Here is an 18,088-nt window from a genome sequence, read left to right as displayed (position 1 = left end):
GGACCGGCGCCGGGCGGCCGGCGCCCGGCGTGGCCGGGGAGACGGGTGCCGGCGGTACCGGGGTGGCCCGGCCGGAGGTGGCCGGGGCCTGCGGAGCCGTCGCGGCGGGACGTGCCGGTCGTTCGTCGTACCGGGACGGCGCGGCCGGTGGCCGTTCGGGCCGGGTGGCCGGCCGCGACGGAACGCCCGGCTCGGTGACAGGTCGGTGCGGGTCGGCGGTCCGGTGCGCCTCGCCCTGGCGGCCCGGCTCCCGCGTCCGGTCCGGACGCACCGGACCCGGCGGTGGCCAGGGCAGGCCGCCGTCCGGGCGTTGCCCGGGCTGCGGCCGAGTCTCGCGGTACGGCTCCTCGCGGTACGCCTCCGGCCGGGCCTCCTCGCGGGGCCGCCGGTCGGGGTACGTGTCGGCGCGGGCCGCAGCCTCGCGGGGCTGCTGCCAGTGCGGGTCGGTTGGCCGGCGCCGCTCATCGTCCCGGTGGGGCTGTCCCGGCAGATCCGGTTCGGGCCGCTGCCGTCGTCCACTCTCCGGTGTCCGCGGTGCGCCGACCGCCTCGTCCGGGCGGTACCGCCGCTCCGGGGCCGCGCCGCCGGCGTCGACCCGGGCCCGTGCCGCCGGCCGCGCGTCGTCGACGACCCGCTCCGGGTGGCGGGCGTCGTCGGCCGACCGGTCGGGGCGGCGGGTGTCGGCAACCCGGTCCGGGTGCCGTGCGTCGGTCATCCGGTCGGGGCGACGGGTGTCGTCGGCGACCCGATCCGGGTACCCGTCGACCGGGTACCGCGAGCGGCCCTCCACGGGTGCCCACTGGCCGGCCCCGCCGGCGGCCCGGTTGTCGGCCGGGCGGCCCTCGTGGCCCCGGCCGGGTCGCGCCGCGTACCCGTCGCCGGGGTGCCGGTCGTATCCGGCGGCCGGGCGCTCCGGTGCGCTCCGCCGGCGCGGTGCCTCCTCCGGCTCCGGCACCCAGCCGTTGTCGGACCGGGGCGCGGGGGACACCGGTGGCGCGCTCGGGTGGCCCCGCTCCCGGTCGGCGGGATCGTGTCGGGGCCGGCGGCTGTCGTACCGCTCGGCGGGCTGGTCCCGGTGCCAGGCTGCCTCACGGGCCGGCGCCCGCTCGTCGCTCGGACGTCGGTCGGACCAGGCGGTCCGCCGGTCCGACTCCGGGGAACGGCGTTCGTCGCGCCGGGGCGGCTCGGGCAGCGGCCGGCGGTACGGCTCATGGTCGTAAGGGCGGGCGTCGTCGTCGGGCCGGCCGTAGGCGGACGTCTCGAACGGGCGTTCGTCGCCCCGGGATCCGCCGTGGACGGGCGCCCCGGCCGGCTCCTCGTCGGCCCAGGACCGGCCGTAGGGGGCCGCCTCGGCGGGCTCCTCGTCGGCCCAGGACCGGCCGAGGTAGGTGCCGTCCGGGCGGGTGGGCGCGAGCGGCGGCACCTCGGTGCGGCCGACCACGGTTGCCCGGCCGCGCGGCGGCGGGGGCGGCTGGTGGGACATGCCGATGTCGCCGGGGTAGCGCTGGCCGGGGAACTGGGGCTGCCACTCGCTGGTCGGTTCGACCACCCAGGACGGCTCGTTCGGGTCCCGCCACCGGTCGGTGTAGCGCCCGTTCATCCGCCGAGCCCGTCGCCGCACCCGGCCAGGTGGCCGATCAGCTCATGAGGGTGGCGGTCCGCGTTCGCGCCCCGGTGACCGCCGGGCGTCCGGTCGCCGCCTGCCACGCTCCGGTGGCCGGCTCGCGTCCGCTCGCTCACGGCGTTGTCACCTCGTTGCAGATTGTCGCGCTGGGCCTCGCGTGCCGGTCGGGTCGCCCATTTCGGCAGGGCGTGGCTGCGGATGGAGGGTAACGGCGTGGGCTCGCTCACCGCCACTGTGGCACTGCCCACGGGCGCAAACGTTATCCTATGGTTTCGGACATTTGGGTCGATAACCGAATCTGGCTTCCGACGATACCCCACACTCCGGGCGTGCGGGTCAGGGGTGTTCCATGACGAGCACGGCGAAGGTGCCGGGGACCAGCGCTTCGTAGCGGTGCGGGGCGTCGCCGGGGAACGTCGCGTAGTCGCCGGGGCCGAGGTCGACCGGCCCGGACTCGGGCCCCACCCGCAGCCGGCCGGCGGCGACCACCACGTGCTCGACGCTGCGGGGGGTGTGCCCGTTCGCGGCCCGGATCGCGCCCGGCTCCAGCTCGATCAGGTAGATGTCCCGTCGCAGGTGGGCCGGTCCGGCGCTGAGCAGCGTCCCGGCGAAGTCGGCCTGCTCGGATCGGACCTGTGGGCCCTCTCCGGCGCGGATCACCCGTACGCCGTCATCCGGGGGCTCCACCAGGCGGCTGAAGGGCACGCCGAGCGCCACGCCCAGCGCCCACAGCGTCTCCACGCTCGGGTTTCCGGTCCCCGACTCCAGTTGGGAGAGGGTGGACTTGGCGACGCCCGCCCGCCGGGCGAGCTCGGTCAGCGAGATGCCGACCCGCTCCCGCTCGCGGCGCAGGGCGGCGGCGATGGTGGCGAGCGGGGCGGCCGGCTCGGGAGACATGCGTTCGCTCCATCGGATCAACGTTCGTTGCGACGTACACCGATGCCGTGTTCAGCATGGTGAACCATGCGTACGGTACAACGAACAACCGACGCCCGGAGGCTTCGCGACGAGCTTGCTCCCGGTGCGGCGGGCGCGACGGCGGTGCTGCGCCTGCCCGGCGTGGTGCGAGCCGGGATCAGACCTTGTCGCCGAGCTTGACCTGGGGAGCCGGGGCGCGCATCCGCCGGAACGTGATCGACCGCATGACCGCGTACAGGTAGAGCGAGCCCATCCGCTGGTCGGTCTTCGGGAAGCGCTGCCGGACCAGCTTGCCGATCTTGCGGCAGATCAGCACCGAGTCGACGACCACACCCAGCGCCAGCGCGCCCCAGAGCAGGTTGGAGATCAGCCGGACCACCGGCGGCATCGCCGCGTTCGACCCGATCAGCACGATCAGCGCGCCGCCGAAGAACCAGGTGCCGACCGTACGCCGGGAGTCGACAACGTTGCGGGCCAGCAGCCGCTCCGGGCCGCGGTCGCGGGGGCCACCCTCGCGGCGGAACTCCGACGCGGCCTCGGCGCGCAGCTGGCGGCGACGCTCCCGCTCCTCCACCTTCGTGAGGGGGCGGGTGGGGCCGGCCGGGCAGCGGCCGACGGTCGGCCGCTTGGGCGTCTCCCGACCCTTGGCCGGGGTGTAGCCCCGGGCCCGCTCGGCGGTCTCCTCGGGCGTCACGGAGGAGGCGGCCTCGTCGACGAGGTCGGTGGACTTGCGGCGAAAGAGCGACGGCACGCGGCAAGGGTAGCCAACGGCCCGCGCACGGTGCACATCGCGGTGCGCCGAGCCGACGGCTCCAGGTCGCAGCGCGACCTGGAGCCGTGGTAGCGAACGAAGGGTGACCGAGGTTACGGACGCTCGGCGTGCGCGCCCAGGTCGGCGAGCTTCGCCTCGAAGTCCTCGTAGCCCCGGTTGATCAGGTCGACGCCGTACACCCGGGAGGTGCCCTCGGCGGCGAGCGCCGCGATCAGGTGGCTGAAACCGGCCCGCAGGTCCGGGATGACCAGGTCGGCGGCGTGCAGCTTGCTCGGCCCGGCGATCACCGCCGAGTGCTTGAAGTTGCGGCGGCCGAAGCGGCACGGGGTGCCGCCGAGGCAGTCCCGGTAGACCTGGATGTTGGCGCCCATCGAGTTCAGCGCCTCGGTGTAGCCCAGCCGCTGCTCGTAGACCGTCTCGTGGACGATCGACAGCCCGCGGGCCTGGGTCAGCGCCACGACCAGCGGCTGCTGCCAGTCGGTCATGAAGCCCGGGTGCACGTCGGTCTCCAGCGCCACGGCGTTCAGCTCGCCGCCCGGGTGCCAGAACCGGATGCCACCCTCCTGGCCCGGGTCGCCCAGCTTCGGCGCGCGGGCGTCGGTGACCTCGTACTCGCCGCCGACCGAGCGGAAGATGTTCAGGAAGGTCATCATGTCGGCCTGCTGCGCGCCGAGCACCTCGACGTGGCCGCGGGTGGCCAGCGCGGCGGCGGCCCAGCTCGCCGCCTCGATCCGGTCCGGGATCGGCCGGTGGGTGTAGCCGTGCAGCTTCGGCACGCCCTGGATCTCGATCACCCGGTCGGTGTGCACCTTGATGATCGCGCCCATCTTCTGCAGGATGCAGATCAGGTCGATGATCTCCGGCTCCACCGCGGCGTTGCGCAGCTCGGTGACACCCTCGGCCATCACCGCGGTCAGCAGCACCTGCTCGGTGGCGCCGACGCTCGGGTACGGCAGGGCGAACTTGGTCCCGTGCAGGCCGTTCGGCGCGGACAGGTGCAGACCCTCGGGCCGCTTGTCGACCGTGGCGCCGAACTCCCGCAGCGCCTGAAGGTGGAAGTCGATCGGGCGGGGGCCGATGTGGCAGCCGCCCAGGTCCGGGATGAACGCGTGCCCGAGCCGGTGCAGCAGCGGGCCGCAGAACAGGATCGGGATCCGGCTGGAGCCGGCGTGCACGTTGATCTGGTCGGTGCTGGCGCTCTCCACGTTGGCGGGGTCGAAGACGAGCTCGCCGTCCTCGGTGCCGTCGGTGACCTTGACGCCGTGCAGACCGAGCAGACCCCGGACCACCTCGACGTCGCGGATCTTCGGCACGTCGAACAGCCGGCTGGGGCTGTCGCCGAGCAGCGCGGCGACCATCGCCTTCGAAACCAGGTTCTTCGCGCCGCGCACTCGGATCCGCCCTTCAAGCGGAGTACCTCCGTGCACGACCAGGACGTCGTCGGTCAACGCAACCTCCAGCGCGTCGGTGCTGCCGTGTTGATGGTGGGGAGCGTGAACCCCTTCGCTACCCCGGATGCGGCCATATCGAAACGGCCCGCTTGCGTCGTCGCTCCGGCAGCATAGCCCTCGGTGACGAAAAAGGACTCGGTCACATCGGCGTGTGTGGCATTAATCGGTGATCCGGCACTTTTGCGTACCAAGGGCGCTACAGATCGTGATCAGGCCGTGGCCGGCGGCGGGGTGTCCGCGCCAGGCAGGGCGAGCATCTGATCCAGCGCCACCCGGGCGTGGTGCGCGGTGTCGGCGTCCACCGTGATCTGGTTGACCACCCGGCCGGCGACCAGCTCTTCGAGCGCCCAGACCAGGTGCGGCAGATCGATCCGGTTCATCGTCGAGCAGTAGCAGACCGCCTTGTCCAGGAACATGACCTGCTTGTCCGGGTGTGCCAGCGCCAGCCGGCGGACCAGGTTCAGCTCGGTGCCGAGCGCCCACGCCGAGCCGGCCGGGGCCGCCTCGATGGTCTTGATGATGTACTCGGTCGAGCCCACGTAATCGGCGGCCGTGACCACCTCGTGCCGACACTCCGGGTGGACCAGAACGTTGACCCCGGGCACCCGCTCGCGCACGTCGTTGACGCTGTCCAGGGTGAACCGGCCGTGCACCGAGCAGTGCCCGCGCCAGAGGATCATCTTGGCGTCCCGCAGCTGCTCCGGGGTGAGCCCGCCGCCCGGCTTGTGCGGGTCGTACAGCACACACTCGTCCAGCGACAGGCCCATCTCCAGCACCGCCGTGTTGCGGCCCAGGTGCTGGTCGGGCAGGAAGAGCACCTTCGACCCCTGCTCGAACGCCCAGTCCAGGGCGCGCCTGGCGTTGGAGGAGGTGCAGACCACGCCACCGTTGCGGCCGACGAAACCCTTGATGTCGGCCGAGGAGTTCATGTACGTCACCGGGACCGTCTCGCCGGCGATGCCCAGCTCGGTCAGCGTGTCCCAGGCGGCCTCGACCTGACCCAGCACGGCCATGTCCGCCATCGAGCACCCGGCCGCCAGGTCGGGCAGGATCACCCGCTGGGCGTCGGAGGTGAGGATGTCGGCGCTCTCGGCCATGAAGTGCACGCCGCAGAAGAGGATGTACTCCGCGTCCGGGCGGGCCGCGGCCTCCCGGGCGAGCTTGAACGAGTCGCCGGTCACGTCCGCGAACTGGATCACCTCGTCGCGCTGGTAGTGGTGCCCCAGCACGAAGACCTTGCTGCCCAGCTTGGCCTTCGCCGCCGCCGCGCGGGCCACCAGATCCGGATCGCTGGGCGCCGGAAGGTCGCCCGGACACTCGACGCCGCGCTCGGTGTCGGGGTCGCTGCCCCGGCCGAGCAGCAGCAGAGCCGTCGCCGTGTTGGAGGGTTCCACCCAGGTCGAAGTCACGTGACCCATGGTCCCACAGCGCGAGCGCGGCGCGGCTTCCGTCGGTGTGGGCTGCCACACTGCTGGGCATGCGAGTGCTGCTCTGCCCGGACAAGTTCGCCGGCACCCTGCCCGCACCGGAGGTGGCCGCCGCGGTGGCCGCCGGTTGGCGCACCGTCGCCGAGGGCGACGACCTGCTGATCCGGCCACTCGCCGACGGTGGGCCGGGCTTCGTGGAGGTGCTCGCCGAGGCCCTCGGCGGCCGGCGGGTGCCGGTGCGCACCGTCGACCCGCTGGGCCGGCCGGCGGCCGGTGAGATCCTGCTCACCGCCGACGGCGCGACGGCGTACCTGGAGAGCGCCCAGGCGTGCGGGCTGCACCTGCTCGCCACCGCCGAACGTGACCCGAAGACCACCACCTCGTACGGGCTGGGCCTGCTGGTGGCCGCCGCGGTGGAGAGCGGGGCCCGGACGGTGGTCATCGGGCTGGGTGGCTCGGGCACCAACGACGCGGGCGCCGGAATGCTGGCGGCGCTGGGTGTGACCCCGCTCGACGCCGCCGGCGCCGCGCTCGGGTACGGCGGGGCCGCGCTGGCCGCAGCCGTCGCGCTGGACGGCGTGCCCCGGTTGCGCGGGGTCCGGCTGGTCGCCGCCACCGACGTGGACAACCCGCTGCTCGGCCTGCACGGCGCGAGCAACGTGTTCGGCCCGCAGAAGGGCGCCGACCGGGCCGACGTGCTGCTGCTCGACGCCGCGCTGGAGCACTTCGCGGCGGTGCTGGAGCGGGATCTGCCCGGCTGCCCGGCGGGGCTCGGCACGCTGCCCGGCGGCGGGGCCGCCGGCGGCATCGGCGCGGCCATCCTCGCCCTGGGCGGCGGCTGCGAGTCGGGCATCGGCCTGGTCACCCGGGCCACCGGGCTGGACGCCGCGCTGGACAACGCCGACCTGGTGATCACGGGGGAGGGGTCCTTCGACCACCAGTCGCTGCGCGGCAAGGTGGTCGCCGGGGTGGCCGGGGCCGCGCGCGACCGCGGGGTCCCCTGCGTGGTGGTGGCCGGCCAGGTGAGCACCGGCCGGCGGGAGGCCGCCGCGGCGGGGGTGACCGACGCGTACAGCCTGGTCGAGCACTTCGGCGGGGAGGAGGGCGGCGGGCTCGCCGCCGCGCTCAGCCGACCGGCGGACGGGCTGCGCGAGCTGGGCGCCCGGCTGGCCCGGCAGTGGAGCCGCTGAGCGCTCGGCCGGTGGGCCTTCCGCGGCCACGACCGGGGCCGACCTGCGTCGGGGGTCACGCCACGCGGGTGAGCCCGGCCGCGGCGGCGTACGATCGGAAAAGGACCACACCGGGAATCACTGGACGGCGCGCGGCGTTGGCCAGTGCGTCCGGACCCATACCGCGCAGGGAGACTTCCACGTGACCACGCCAGCGCAGACCGAGTCGACCGAGGCCAAGGCCCCTACTTCCGTCGTCCTCACCGACGTCGCGGCGCAGAAGGTCAAGGCTCTGATCGAGCAGGAGGGCCGCGACGACCTGCGGCTCCGCGTCGCGGTGCAGCCGGGTGGCTGCTCCGGCCTGCGGTACCAGCTCTTCTTCGACGAGCGTTCGCTCGACGGTGACGTCGTCACCGATTTCGGTGGTGTCGAGGTCGTCGTCGACCGCATGAGCGCTCCGTACCTTTCCGGTGCGACGATCGACTTCGCTGACCGGATCGACGCCCAGGGCTTCACCATCGACAACCCCAACGCGGGCAACTCCTGCGCCTGCGGCGACTCGTTCAACTGAGTCGCAACTCGCACCACCACGACGGGGCCGTCCTGCGGGACGGCCCCGTCGTCGTGTGGGGTGAAAGTGGTCCCCGAGGCGGCCCTGACCGGCCAGGTTGCCGGCCGGTTGCCGTTGTCCGACCGACCGGACACCACCGGTTGGCCGGGCCGGTAGTCTGACCGCGCCCTGCTCCCGACCCCGAGGGTTGACATGAAGATCGCCGTGACCGGCTCGATCGCCACCGATCACCTGATGAGCTTCCCCGGTCGCTTCGCCGACCAGCTCATCGCCGATCAGCTGCACAAGGTTTCCCTCTCCTTCCTGGTGGACGACCTGGTGCTCCGCCGGGGCGGGGTGGCGGCGAACATCGCCTTCGGCATGGGCCAGCTCGGGCTGCGCCCGGTGCTGCTCGGCGCGGTGGGCGCCGACTTCGCCGACTACCGCTCGTGGCTGGAGCGGCACGGCGTGGACTGCGACTCGGTGCACACCAGCGAGGTGGCGCACACCGCCCGCTTCGTCTGCACCACCGACACCGACATGTGCCAGATCGCGTCGTTCTACGCCGGCGCGATGAGTGAGGCGCGCAACATCGAACTCTCCCCGGTCGCCGACCGGCTCGGCGGGCTCGATTTGGTGCTGGTCAGCGCCAACGACCCGGAGGCCATGCTGCGCCACTCCGCCGAGTGCCGCACCCGCGGGTACGCGTTTGCCGCCGACCCCTCCCAGCAGCTCGCCCGCATGCCCGGCGAGGACGTGGTGGCGCTGATCGAGGGCGCCGAGTACCTGATGACCAACGACTACGAGAAGTCGCTGCTGCAGAGCAAGGCGCAGCTGAGCGACGACCAGCTCCTGGAGCTGGTCAAGGTGCGGGTCACCACGCTGGGCAAGCACGGCGTGGAGATCGCCGGGCGCGGCATGGACCCGATCCACGTGCCGATCGCGCGGGAGATCCGGGCGGTTGACCCCACCGGCGTGGGCGACGGCTTCCGGGCCGGCTTCTTCACCGCGCTCTCCTGGGGGCTCGGTCTGGAGCGGGCCGCCCAGGTCGGCTCGCTGCTGGCCACCCTGGTCCTGGAGACCGTCGGCACCCAGGAGTACGACGTCCGCCGCGACCTGTTCGTCAAGCGCCTCGCCGAGTCCTACGGCGACACCGCCGCCGACGAGATCCGCCCGCACCTCCTCCCGTGAGTGACCTCCTGCTCGCTCGCCGCGCTGCGCTCGCCGGCGCTACGGTCGGCCTCCGCCACTTCGCGGCCCTCGCCGAGCTTCCCCGGGAGCTCAAGTCGGACGGCAGTGTCGTTACCGAGGCCGACCGTGCGGTTGAGGCCGCCATCCGGCAGGTGTTGGGCGACGCCCGACCAGAGGACGCCGTTCTCGGCGAGGAAGCCGGACAGACCGGCGGAGGCAGCCGCCGCTGGATCGTCGACCCGATCGACGGCACCGCGCTCTTCGTCGACGGTGATGACCGGTGGTTGGTCCTCGTCGCGCTCGAGGAGGCGGGCGAGATCGTTGTCGGGGTGGCCGTCGTTCCCGCTCAGCGGAAGGTGTGGTGGGCGCAGCGAGGCTGCGGCGCCTTCGAGGCGGAGATTTCCGGCGCAGGCCTGACCGGCGGCCGGCGAATCTCCGCCTCCCGTCCGGATCGCAACGGCCTGGCGGGGAGCCGGCTCGGTGTCATTCCCACCGACGCGGAGCTCTCTCCGGCCGAACGTGACCTGATCGCACCGCTGAGTGCGGTGGCCACGACCGCCCCGTGGAGCATCCACGCCGCGCTACTCGTCGCCCGTGGGGAACTGGATCTCACCGTTCAGGTGCGCGGGCAGGTCTGGGACTACGCGGCAACGTCACTGATCGTCGAGGAGGCTGGCGGCTGCTTCAGCGGCCTCGACGGCCAGCCGCGGCCCACGCCCGGCCCGGCGCTCTTCGCCCGTGACACGGACCTGCATGCCTCGGCACTGCAAATCCTCAAGGCCCCCACCACTCCGCCCCGCCTGCCCCGCGCTTCGTGATCGTTGGACGCTCAGCAGCACGACACGCCGTGACGAAGACCGCTGAGCCGCCAACGATCAAGAGCAGGGTGGAAGCGGCGCCACCGCGTGCTCGGCTTCACCGGCACGGAGCACCACGTCAGTGGGCGCGGCGGATGTCGTAGGCGGGGCCGTCCGGGCCGGTTATGGCGGCCACGAACTCCTGGCCGCGCATTCGGCACCAGGCGGGGATGTCGACCGCCGCGGCCGGATCGTCGGCGAGGACCCGCACCACCGTGCCCACCGGCACCTCGGGCATCCGTCGGGCCGCCGCGATCACCGGCAGCGGGCAGCGCTGACCACGGCAGTCGAGCACCTCGTCCGGCATCGTCACAGCCCCACCACCCCGGCCTCGGCGCGCAGCCCGGCGACGATCCCGGGCAACTCGGCGAGGAACCGCTCGACGTCCGCCTCGGTCGTCTCCCGGTGCAGGCTGACGCGGACGTTGCCGTGCGAGAGCACCCCCATCGCCTCCAGCACGTGCGACGGGCGCAACGTGGACGAGGTGCAGGACGAGCAGGACGACACCGCGAAACCCCGCCGGTCCAGCGCGTGCAGCAGCGCCTCGCCGTCGACGTACAGGCAGGAGAAGGTGACCAGGTGGGGAAGCCGGAGCACCGGATCGCCGACCACCTCCACGTCGGGCACCTCCGCCGCGACCCGCGCCCGGATCCGGTCCACCAGCGGCGCCAACCGGGTCTCCTCGGCCGCCGCGTCGGCCGCCGCCGCGCGCAGGCTCGCCGCCGCGGCCACCACCGCGGGCAGGTTCACCGAGCCGGGGGTACGCCCACCCTCCCGCTCGTCGGCCGGCCACGGCGACTCCCAGCGGGTGCCCTTGCGGACCGCCAGCAGCCCCACCCCGGGCGGGCCACCCCACTTGTGCGCGCTGGCCGTGAGCACCGACCAGCCCGCCGGCAGGGGCACCCGGCCGACCGACTGCGCCGCGTCGACGTACAGCGGCACCCCGGCGTCGGCGCAGGCGGCGGCCGCCTCGGCGACCGGTTGCACCGTGCCCACCTCGTGACTGGCGCTGATCAGCGCGGCCAGCGCGACCCCGGGAGCCCGGACCGCGTCCGACCAGGCGGTCAGGTCCAGCCGGCCCAGCCGGTCGACCGGCACCGGGTTGGCGACGCCGCCCGCCGCGACGTGCCGCTCGGCGGCGTGCAGCACCGCGGAATGCTCGATCGCCGAATGCACCAGCGTCGGCCCGACCCGGCGCCGTCCGGCCAGGCCACCGAGCACCGCGCCGTGCGCGGCCGTCGTACCGCTGGAGGTGAAGGACAGCTCGTCCGCGCGGACGCCGAGCGTCTGCGCGGTGGCCTCGCGAGCGGCGTCGAGCAGTTGCCGGGCCCGCCGGGCCTGGCCGTAGAGCTTGCCCGGGTCGGCCCAGCCGTCGTCGAGGGCCGCCAGCAGCGCCTGCCGGGCGACCGGATGCGTCGGCGCGGCGGTCGCCGCGTCCAGGTAGACCGGGGATGCGTTCACGGTGCCACCTTCTGCTCGCGACTGCGGGGCTCGCAACCCCGGCTCGCTCCTCGCGCTCACGGTGCCGCCTTTGTTCGCGACTGCGGGGCTCGCAACCCCGGCTCGCTCCTCGCGCTCACGGTGCCGCCTTTGTTCGCGACTGCGGGGCTCGCAACCCCGGCTCGCTCCCCGCGCTCACAGATCAATAGGCTATCGCGGCGGTATGCCTAGTATCCCCCCGATGGGGGGCGGACAGTGACCCCACCACGGCCGAGTCCGTCATGGTCGAGTAATCTGCGACCGTCGGTGACGCCTTTGCCGTCGGTGCTGAGGAAAGACGCACCGCGGCGCGCTAGGGAGGCAGGACCAGGTGGTCGCAAGGAGTTCGGAGGTACGGCCGTCGGCCGTACGGCACAGCGCTTCCCCAGGGATCGGCGGACGCCGGCGGCGCGGTGCTGGTCGGCTGGCCGGGCTCGGTCTCGGTGGCGTGGCGCTGCTGGTCCTGCTCACGGGCTGTGACGTAGGCCAGGCGTTCGACGGCTTCGGCTGGCCGCAGGGCGGCATCTCGGCCGAGTCCCGGCGGATGTACGACCTGTGGATCGCCTCCTGCATCGCCGCCCTCGCGGTCGGCGTTTTCGTGTGGGGTCTGATCTTCTGGTGCGTCGTGCGTTACCGCAAGCGTGGCAACGCGCTGCCGGTGCAGACCCGCTACAACCTGCCGATGGAGTTCCTTTACACCATCGCGCCGATTCTGATCGTCTCCGTGCTCTTCTACTACACGGCGATCGTGCAGACCGACGTGGACAAGCTGTCGAAGAACCCCGACGTCACGGTCGAGGTCGTCGCCTTCAAGTGGAACTGGCAGTTCAACTACCGCGACGGGCAGGGCGTCGACGCCCGCACCACCGCGTCGACGCTCGGCACCAGCGAGGTCATCCCGGTGCTCGTGCTGCCGACCAACCGGTCGATCCGGTTCGAGGAGACCAGCCGCGACGTCATCCACTCCTTCTGGGTGCCGGAGCTGCTGTTCAAGCGGGACGTCATGCCCGGCAAGATCCGCAACGTGTTCGAGGTCTCCAGCCTGGAGACCGAGGGTGCCTACGTCGGCCGCTGCGCCGAGCTGTGCGGCAGCTACCACGCGTTCATGAACTTCGAGCTGCGCGTGGTCTCGCCGGAGAAGTACGACCAGTTCCTGGCTGCCAAGCAGAGCGGCAAGTCCACCCAGGACGCGCTGACCGCCATCGGTGAGAAGCCGTACGCGGAGACCACGGTGCCGTTCGAGACCAGGCGGACGCAGAGCAACTTCAACCCGGACAACGCTCCGGCTGGCGCGGGAAGCTGAGGCGGCGGCATGAAGACCGAATGGCGTATCTTCCTGATCATCGCCACGTTCCTGCTCGGCGCCACGATCCTCTACGGCGCCTGGACGGCCGGTGAGTCCGGCGGCGTCGAGTGGGTGGGCACGGTGGCACTGCTGCTGTCCTTCCTGCTCTGCACGATGTGCGGCGGCTTCTTCTGGTTCGTCTCCCGCCGTATCGACCTGCGCCCCGAGGACCGGCCGGACGCCGAGATCGCCGACGGCGCCGGTGAGGTCGGCTTCTTCAGCCCCGGCAGCTACTGGCCGTTCGGGCTGGCACTGGCCGCCGCGATCGCCGGCATGGGCCTGGTGTTCTGGCAGCTCTGGCTGGTCGGCCTCGGTATGGTGGCGGTCGTCTTCGCCGCCTGCGGGCTGCTGTTCGAGTACTACAGCGGCACCCGGCGCACCGCCGAGCACTGACCCACCCCGGTCGCCGTCGCGGCCACGTCATGGCAGCACGAAGGCCCGTTTCCCTTCAGGGGGAGCGGGCCTTCGTCGTGCCCGGGCCACTGACAGGTGATCGACCCACCTCGCCGGTGTGGGGGTGTCAGCGCGGCGGGATACCGCACCATCGGCGACACCGAGTTGATCGAGCGGCGGCGTGGCCCGGCGGGGTCGGGTGGCCGGGTCGTCAGGCGGCGTGGCGGGTGGGTTGGCGGCGTCGGCGGTCGGCCAGCCGGGTGACGGGGCTGGTGAAGGTGGCGATGACCACGGCGGCGCCACAGCCGGTGCAGATCAGCTCGGGACAGTCGGTGCCGTGGCCGTCGACACAGGGCGGCACCTCGAACGGCGCCACGCCCTCGCAGACGTCGCAGTAGAGCTCGCGATCTGACACGGGGCGTCTCCTCTCACTCCGGGCGGCCCGCCCCCGACGCGACAGCAACGCACAACGGGAGCGGAGAACTACTCGGCTGTAGTTTCCCACCCGGGTCCGACAATTCCCCGCGCACCGTCGCTCGCGGGCAGGCGCGAGCGGCGGTGCGGGCGGGGCGCAGCGGGTGCAGGGCGCAGCGGGTGCAGGGCACAGCGGGTGCAGTGCGCGGCGGGTGCAGTGCGCGGCGGGTCAGGCGGTGGTGGCGGTCTCGATCCAGCGGTCGAGGGTGGCGGCAGCCGCGCCGGAGTCGATCGACTCGGCGGCGCGGTCCAGGCCGGCGCGCAGCGCCTCGGTCAGGTCACCGTCCAGCGGGCCCTGGGTGGCCAGTGCCGCCGCCGCGTTGACCAGCACCGCGTCCCGGACCGGGCCGGTCTCGCCGGCCAGCAGGCGGCGGGCCACGCCGGCGTTGTACGCGGCGTCACCGCCGCGCAGATCCGCGAGGGTGGACCGGGGTACCCCGAGGTCCGTCGCGTCCAGCACGGCCTCGCGTACGGTGCCGCCCTGGGCCGCCCAGACCCGCGTCGGCGCGGCGGTGGTGAACTCGTCCAGCCCGTCCTCGCCGCGCATCACCAGCACCGAGTCGCCGCGGGCGGCGAACACGCCGGCCATCACCGGGGCCATGCGGGAGTCGAAGCAGCCGACGGCGCCGGCGCGCGGCCGGGCGGGGTTGGTCAGCGGGCCGAGGAAGTTGAAGACGGTGGGCACGCCCAGCTCCCGCCGGATCGGGCCGGTGTGCCGCATGCCCGGGTGGAACCGGGCGGCGAAGCAGAACCCGATGCCGGCCTCGGTGACACAGCGCACGATCGCGTCCGGGTCGAGGTCGAGCGGGACGCCGAGGAACTCCAGCAGGTCGGCCGTGCCGCAGGAGGACGACGCGGCCCGGTTGCCGTGCTTGACCACCCGGACACCGGCGCCGGCCACCACCAGCGCGGCCATGGTGGAGATGTTGACCGTGTGCGCGAGGTCACCCCCGGTGCCCACCACGTCCAGCGCCGTGGAGCGCAGCTCGTCGGGGAGCTCGACCGGGACGGCCCGACTGAGCATCGTCTCCACCAGCCCCGCCAGCTCGGCCGACGTCTCGCCCTTGGCCCGGAGCGCCACGGCGAAGCCGGCGACCTGCGCGGCGCCCGCCGAACCGGCCATGATCTCGCCCATCGCCCAGGCGGTGTCGGCGGTGGAGAGCTCGTCGCCGCGCAGCAGCGCGTTGAGCAGGTGCGGCCAGGTCCGATCGCCCATGGCGGGCCTCCCGAGCGTGCGAAGTGCGGGTGGGCTGGAACCGGCGCCGGCCAGTCCGGCGCCGAGGCGGTGCCGGAGCGGGGGGACGTCAGGCGGGTGCGTGCGTCCGCAGCAGCTCGGCCACCGTGCTGCCGGTGGTCACCGGGTCGAGCGGGTGCACCAGCGTCGCGTCGACCTCGGCGTACGCGGCGAGCCATCGGTCGGCGGCGCGAGCGATCACCACACAGGTCGGGGGAGCGTCGTCCCGGTCGTCCTTGATCTGCCGGGCGATGCCGATGCCGCCGCCCGGGCTGGCCTCGCCGTCGAGCAGCAGCAGATCGATCTCGTAGTCGTCGACCAGCCGGACGGTCTCGGCGTAGGTCGACGCGTCGACGAACTCGATCTGCAGCCCGGGCGCGGGCCGGGTGCCGACGGCCAGCCGCATCCGGTCACGGACCTGCGGGTCGTCGCTGTAGAGCAGGACGGTGCACTGACGATCGCTCATGGCTGGACTGGCTCCCACCTCGTAGCTGCCCGCCGATCGTACCGGTCCACGTGACGTAGTCGACATCCCGCCCGTCGCCGGCGGTCCGGCGTACCGTCCGCGCAGCTCAGGCCGGGGTGCCGGCGGCGCGTTCGCGGGCCTCCTGGCGGTCCAGCTCGCGGTCGACCCGGCGGGCCTCCCGCTCGGACTGCTTGATCCACTGCACCACCAGCACCGCGAGCATCGTCACGCTGACGAACTCGCCGCCGGCCCACAGGATGCCGCCGGCGACGACCTGGTCGTTCCACGGGTCGGACCAGCTCAGGTTGAGCGACGGGTACCAGTCGCCGCCGAAGAGCGTGCTGCTCTGCATGATGGTGAGCCCGAGCACGGTGTGGAACGGCACGGAGAGCAGCATCAGCAGCGCCCGCGCCGGGTACGGCCAGCGGCCCGGCAGCGGGTCGAGGCCGAGCAGTGGCCAGAAGAACACGCAGCCGGTCATGATGAAGTGCGCGTGCACCAGCTCGTGCGCCCAGGCGTGCTCCAGGGTGAAGCGGTACAGGTCACTGAAGTACAGCGCGAACGGGTTGACCACGAAGATGGCGAACGCCACCAGCGGGAAGCTGTAGACCCGGGCGACGCGGCTGTGCACGATCGCCAGCAGGCGCTTGCGTGCCCGGACCGGCAGGGTCCGCAGGGCCAGCGTCATGGGCGCGCCGAGCGCCAGGAAGATCGGCGCCACCATCGACAGCACCATGTGCTGGACCATGTGCACCGACAGGAGCGCGGTGTCGTACGCGTGCAGCCCGCTGACCGTGACCAGCGCGATGCCGCCCAGGCCGGGGCCCAGGAAGAAGACGGTACGGGAGATGGGCCAGCGGTCGCCGCGGATGCGCAGCCGGTGCACCCCGTAGAGGTAGAGGCCGGCGGCGAGCACCAGGCCGACGGCCAGCCAGCTGTCCAGCCGGGTCTCGGTCAGCACCGCGCCGACGGTGAACGGGGGCGGGGTCGCCGGAGTGGCCGCGAGCACCTCGGCCGGGACGGCCGAGGTGGCGGCGAAGATCGGATCGACGTGCAGCACGCTTTTCAGGCTAGGCCAGGCGAAGCGGACCCGGACGCTCGGGCCACGGAAGGCGCAGGTTTGCCACCCCGCTGATCGCCGGCCCCGGTCAGGGGCAATAATGACGGCGTGACTGCGGCCCCAGCCATTGACAAGAGCCGGATCCACTCTCTGACCCGACCGAACATGGTCAGCGTCGGGACGATCGTGTGGCTCTCCAGCGAACTCATGTTCTTCGCGGCGCTGTTCGCGATGTACTTCTCGATCCGCGCGGCTGCGCCGGAGCAGTGGGAGAAGCACACCGAGCACCTGAACATCCCGTACGCGACCACCTTCACCGTGATCCTGGTGCTCTCGTCGGTGACGTGCCAGCTCGGTGTCTTCGCGGCGGAGAAGGGTGACGTGCACGCGCTGCGGCGCTGGTTCACCATCACCTTCGTGATGGGCCTGATCTTCGTGCTCGGCCAGCTGAACGAGTACCGCACGCTGGTGCACGAAGGCGTCAAGATCAACGAAGACGGCTACGGCTCGATGTTCTACCTGACCACCGGCTTCCACGGCCTGCACGTGACCGGCGGTCTGGTCGCCTTCATCATCTTCATGGTCCGTACCACCATGGGCCGGTTCACCCCGGCGCAGGCGACCTCGGCGATCGTCGTGTCGTACTACTGGCACTTCGTCGACGTCGTGTGGATCGGGCTGTACGCCATGATCTACTGGCTTCAGTGATCTTGGCGCGTCACGAACCGCGCCGCTGCTCCGTCCCCTGAGACAAGGTCCAACCGGTTAAGGACACAGCTCATGACTTCTGACAACGACCGCCGACGCGGTCTGCTCGCGCGGTTGCGCGAGCGGCCGGCCGCGCGCAGCAGGGGCCGCCGCCGGCTGGGCGCCGCGGTCCGGCTGTTCGCCGCGCTGATGCTCGCCGGCGGCGCCTACACCGTCTTCGCCCCCGGCGCGCAGGCGCAGGACAACCCGCCGCTGACCGGCGCCGCCGCCGAGGGCAAGGCGCTGTTCGACGTGAGCTGTGTGACCTGCCACGGACGCAACGCCCAGGGCGTCGAGGGCCGCGGACCGAGCCTGATCGGTGTCGGAGCGGCCTCGGTCGAGTTCCAGGTCAGCAGCGGCCGCATGCCGCTGGCCCGCCAGGAGGCCCAGGCGCACCGCAAGCCCCCGCTCTTCAACGACGAGCAGACCCGCCAGCTGGCCCAGTACATCCAGGAGCTCGGCGGCGGCCCGATCGTTCCGGAGGGCGACAACCTCCGTGAGGACGGCAACATCGCCTCCGGCGGTGAGCTGTTCCGGATCAACTGCTCGCAGTGCCACGCCTTCGGCGGCGGTGGCGGCGCGCTCTCCTCGGGCAAGTTCGCCCCGAGCCTGCGCCCGGCGACCGACCGGCAGATCTACGCGGCGATGCTGAGCGGCCCGCAGAACATGCCGGTGTTCGGTGACAACCAGCTCCGGCCGGAGCAGAAGGCCGACATCATCGCGTACATCCAGGAGACCCTGAAGCACGACCAGGACCCGGGCGGGTTCAACCTCGGCCGGTACGGGCCGTCCACCGAGGGCCTGGCGATCTTCCTGGTTGGCATCGTGGCGCTCGTCTTCGCTAGCCTGTGGATTGCGGGTAAGTCGTGACCGAGCGGAGCATCCGATTCAGTGCCGTGGTGCCGCTCGGCGCCACCCGTAGCGAGGTGAC

At 72.7% G+C, this 18,088-nt stretch carries 18 protein-coding genes and 1 pseudogene; 8 read left to right on the top strand and 11 right to left on the bottom strand.

The window, feature by feature from the left end:
- The 5 genes and pseudogenes from EAD98_RS17130 to nadA all read right to left on the bottom strand — a co-directional run.
- A pseudogene (locus EAD98_RS17130) lies at positions 1-1,600 on the bottom strand (hypothetical protein); the annotation flags it as partial.
- A 360-nt stretch (positions 1,601-1,960) separates the two neighbouring features.
- Positions 1,961-2,521 (bottom strand): helix-turn-helix domain-containing protein, encoded by a 561-nt coding sequence (locus tag EAD98_RS17125; RefSeq protein WP_121655056.1) that lies wholly within the window; start codon positions 2,519-2,521, stop codon positions 1,961-1,963.
- Between the two features lie 178 nt (positions 2,522-2,699).
- Complete coding sequence (locus EAD98_RS17120; RefSeq protein WP_121655055.1) at positions 2,700-3,293, bottom strand: DUF3043 domain-containing protein; 594 nt, start codon at positions 3,291-3,293, stop codon at positions 2,700-2,702.
- Positions 3,294-3,406: 113 nt separating this feature from the next.
- Complete coding sequence (gene murA / locus EAD98_RS17115) at positions 3,407-4,762, bottom strand: UDP-N-acetylglucosamine 1-carboxyvinyltransferase (RefSeq protein WP_030337972.1); 1,356 nt, start codon at positions 4,760-4,762, stop codon at positions 3,407-3,409.
- A gap of 212 nt (positions 4,763-4,974) precedes the next feature.
- Complete coding sequence (gene nadA / locus EAD98_RS17110; RefSeq protein WP_121655059.1) at positions 4,975-6,174, bottom strand: quinolinate synthase NadA; 1,200 nt, start codon at positions 6,172-6,174, stop codon at positions 4,975-4,977.
- Between the two features lie 68 nt (positions 6,175-6,242).
- Here nadA and EAD98_RS17105 point away from each other — a divergent pair, with 68 nt between their 5' ends.
- The 4 genes from EAD98_RS17105 (at position 6,243) to EAD98_RS17090 (ending at position 9,920) form a co-directional block, all read left to right on the top strand.
- Positions 6,243-7,382 carry a glycerate kinase gene (locus EAD98_RS17105; protein WP_121655060.1) on the top strand — a complete coding sequence of 380 codons (1,140 nt, stop codon included), beginning with the start codon at positions 6,243-6,245 and terminating at the stop codon, positions 7,380-7,382.
- A 181-nt stretch (positions 7,383-7,563) separates the two neighbouring features.
- Positions 7,564-7,932, top strand: coding sequence for an iron-sulfur cluster insertion protein ErpA (gene erpA / locus EAD98_RS17100; RefSeq protein ID WP_074313193.1), 369 nt, complete (start codon positions 7,564-7,566; stop codon positions 7,930-7,932).
- A 192-nt stretch (positions 7,933-8,124) separates the two neighbouring features.
- Positions 8,125-9,102 (top strand): carbohydrate kinase family protein, encoded by a 978-nt coding sequence (locus EAD98_RS17095; RefSeq protein WP_121655054.1) that lies wholly within the window; start codon positions 8,125-8,127, stop codon positions 9,100-9,102.
- Positions 9,099-9,920, top strand: a complete 822-nt coding sequence (locus EAD98_RS17090; protein WP_121655053.1) for an inositol monophosphatase — start codon at positions 9,099-9,101, stop codon at positions 9,918-9,920. Before EAD98_RS17095 ends, EAD98_RS17090 begins: the two co-directional genes overlap by 4 nt.
- A gap of 118 nt (positions 9,921-10,038) precedes the next feature.
- Here the strand turns inward: EAD98_RS17090 and EAD98_RS17085 are convergent, their stop codons facing one another.
- Positions 10,039-10,272: a sulfurtransferase TusA family protein gene (locus tag EAD98_RS17085; protein WP_109820182.1), complete on the bottom strand. Its 234-nt coding sequence runs from the start codon at positions 10,270-10,272 to the stop codon at positions 10,039-10,041.
- Entirely contained in the window at positions 10,269-11,420 is a 1,152-nt protein-coding gene (locus EAD98_RS17080; RefSeq protein WP_121655052.1) for a cysteine desulfurase family protein, read from the bottom strand. The genes EAD98_RS17085 and EAD98_RS17080 overlap by 4 nt, the downstream gene beginning before the upstream one ends.
- A 349-nt stretch (positions 11,421-11,769) precedes the next feature.
- Here EAD98_RS17080 and coxB point away from each other — a divergent pair, with 349 nt between their 5' ends.
- The gene (gene coxB, locus EAD98_RS17075; RefSeq protein ID WP_121655051.1) at positions 11,770-12,741 is read left to right on the top strand and encodes a cytochrome c oxidase subunit II; all 972 of its coding nucleotides are present in this window, start codon (positions 11,770-11,772) and stop codon (positions 12,739-12,741) included.
- Between the two features lie 9 nt (positions 12,742-12,750).
- The gene (locus tag EAD98_RS17070) at positions 12,751-13,176 is read left to right on the top strand and encodes a cytochrome c oxidase subunit 4 (RefSeq protein ID WP_121655050.1); all 426 of its coding nucleotides are present in this window, start codon (positions 12,751-12,753) and stop codon (positions 13,174-13,176) included.
- Positions 13,177-13,387: 211 nt separating this feature from the next.
- Here the strand turns inward: EAD98_RS17070 and EAD98_RS17065 are convergent, their stop codons facing one another.
- From EAD98_RS17065 to EAD98_RS17050, 4 genes are all read right to left on the bottom strand, one after another.
- On the bottom strand, positions 13,388-13,591 hold the full coding sequence (locus tag EAD98_RS17065; RefSeq protein WP_121655049.1) for a hypothetical protein: 204 nt from the start codon (positions 13,589-13,591) through the stop codon (positions 13,388-13,390).
- A gap of 228 nt (positions 13,592-13,819) precedes the next feature.
- Positions 13,820-14,866, bottom strand: a complete 1,047-nt coding sequence (gene trpD / locus EAD98_RS17060) for an anthranilate phosphoribosyltransferase (protein WP_121655048.1) — start codon at positions 14,864-14,866, stop codon at positions 13,820-13,822.
- An 88-nt stretch (positions 14,867-14,954) separates the two neighbouring features.
- On the bottom strand, positions 14,955-15,350 hold the full coding sequence (locus EAD98_RS17055) for a hypothetical protein (protein ID WP_121655047.1): 396 nt from the start codon (positions 15,348-15,350) through the stop codon (positions 14,955-14,957).
- 106 nt (positions 15,351-15,456) lie between these two features.
- Complete coding sequence (locus tag EAD98_RS17050) at positions 15,457-16,410, bottom strand: cytochrome c oxidase assembly protein (RefSeq protein ID WP_121655046.1); 954 nt, start codon at positions 16,408-16,410, stop codon at positions 15,457-15,459.
- 108 nt (positions 16,411-16,518) lie between these two features.
- Here EAD98_RS17050 and EAD98_RS17045 point away from each other — a divergent pair, with 108 nt between their 5' ends.
- Positions 16,519-17,118 carry a heme-copper oxidase subunit III gene (locus tag EAD98_RS17045; protein ID WP_121655045.1) on the top strand — a complete coding sequence of 200 codons (600 nt, stop codon included), beginning with the start codon at positions 16,519-16,521 and terminating at the stop codon, positions 17,116-17,118.
- Between the two features lie 72 nt (positions 17,119-17,190).
- On the top strand, positions 17,191-18,027 hold the full coding sequence (locus EAD98_RS17040) for a cytochrome c (protein WP_121655044.1): 837 nt from the start codon (positions 17,191-17,193) through the stop codon (positions 18,025-18,027).
- Positions 18,028-18,088: the final 61 nt, after the last annotated feature.

The organism is Micromonospora sp. CV4 (assembly GCF_003667455.1).
Taxonomy (GTDB): Bacteria; Actinomycetota; Actinomycetes; order Mycobacteriales; family Micromonosporaceae; genus Micromonospora.
The sequence above is the reverse complement of the archived record's forward strand: the minus strand, read 5'-3'. Positions and strand labels throughout refer to the sequence as shown.

What these genes read in the sequence shown, in the direction of transcription:
- EAD98_RS17125 (WP_121655056.1), bottom strand. Translation starts at nt 2,521, where the DNA reads ATGTCTCCCGAGCCGGCCGCCCCGCTCGCCACCATCGCCGCCGCCCTG.
- EAD98_RS17105 (WP_121655060.1), top strand. Translation starts at nt 6,243, where the DNA reads ATGCGAGTGCTGCTCTGCCCGGACAAGTTCGCCGGCACCCTGCCCGCA.
- EAD98_RS17095 (WP_121655054.1), top strand. Translation starts at nt 8,125, where the DNA reads ATGAAGATCGCCGTGACCGGCTCGATCGCCACCGATCACCTGATGAGC.
- EAD98_RS17070 (WP_121655050.1), top strand. Translation starts at nt 12,751, where the DNA reads ATGAAGACCGAATGGCGTATCTTCCTGATCATCGCCACGTTCCTGCTC.
- trpD (WP_121655048.1), bottom strand. Translation starts at nt 14,866, where the DNA reads ATGGGCGATCGGACCTGGCCGCACCTGCTCAACGCGCTGCTGCGCGGC.
- EAD98_RS17055 (WP_121655047.1), bottom strand. Translation starts at nt 15,350, where the DNA reads ATGAGCGATCGTCAGTGCACCGTCCTGCTCTACAGCGACGACCCGCAG.
- EAD98_RS17040 (WP_121655044.1), top strand. Translation starts at nt 17,191, where the DNA reads ATGACTTCTGACAACGACCGCCGACGCGGTCTGCTCGCGCGGTTGCGC.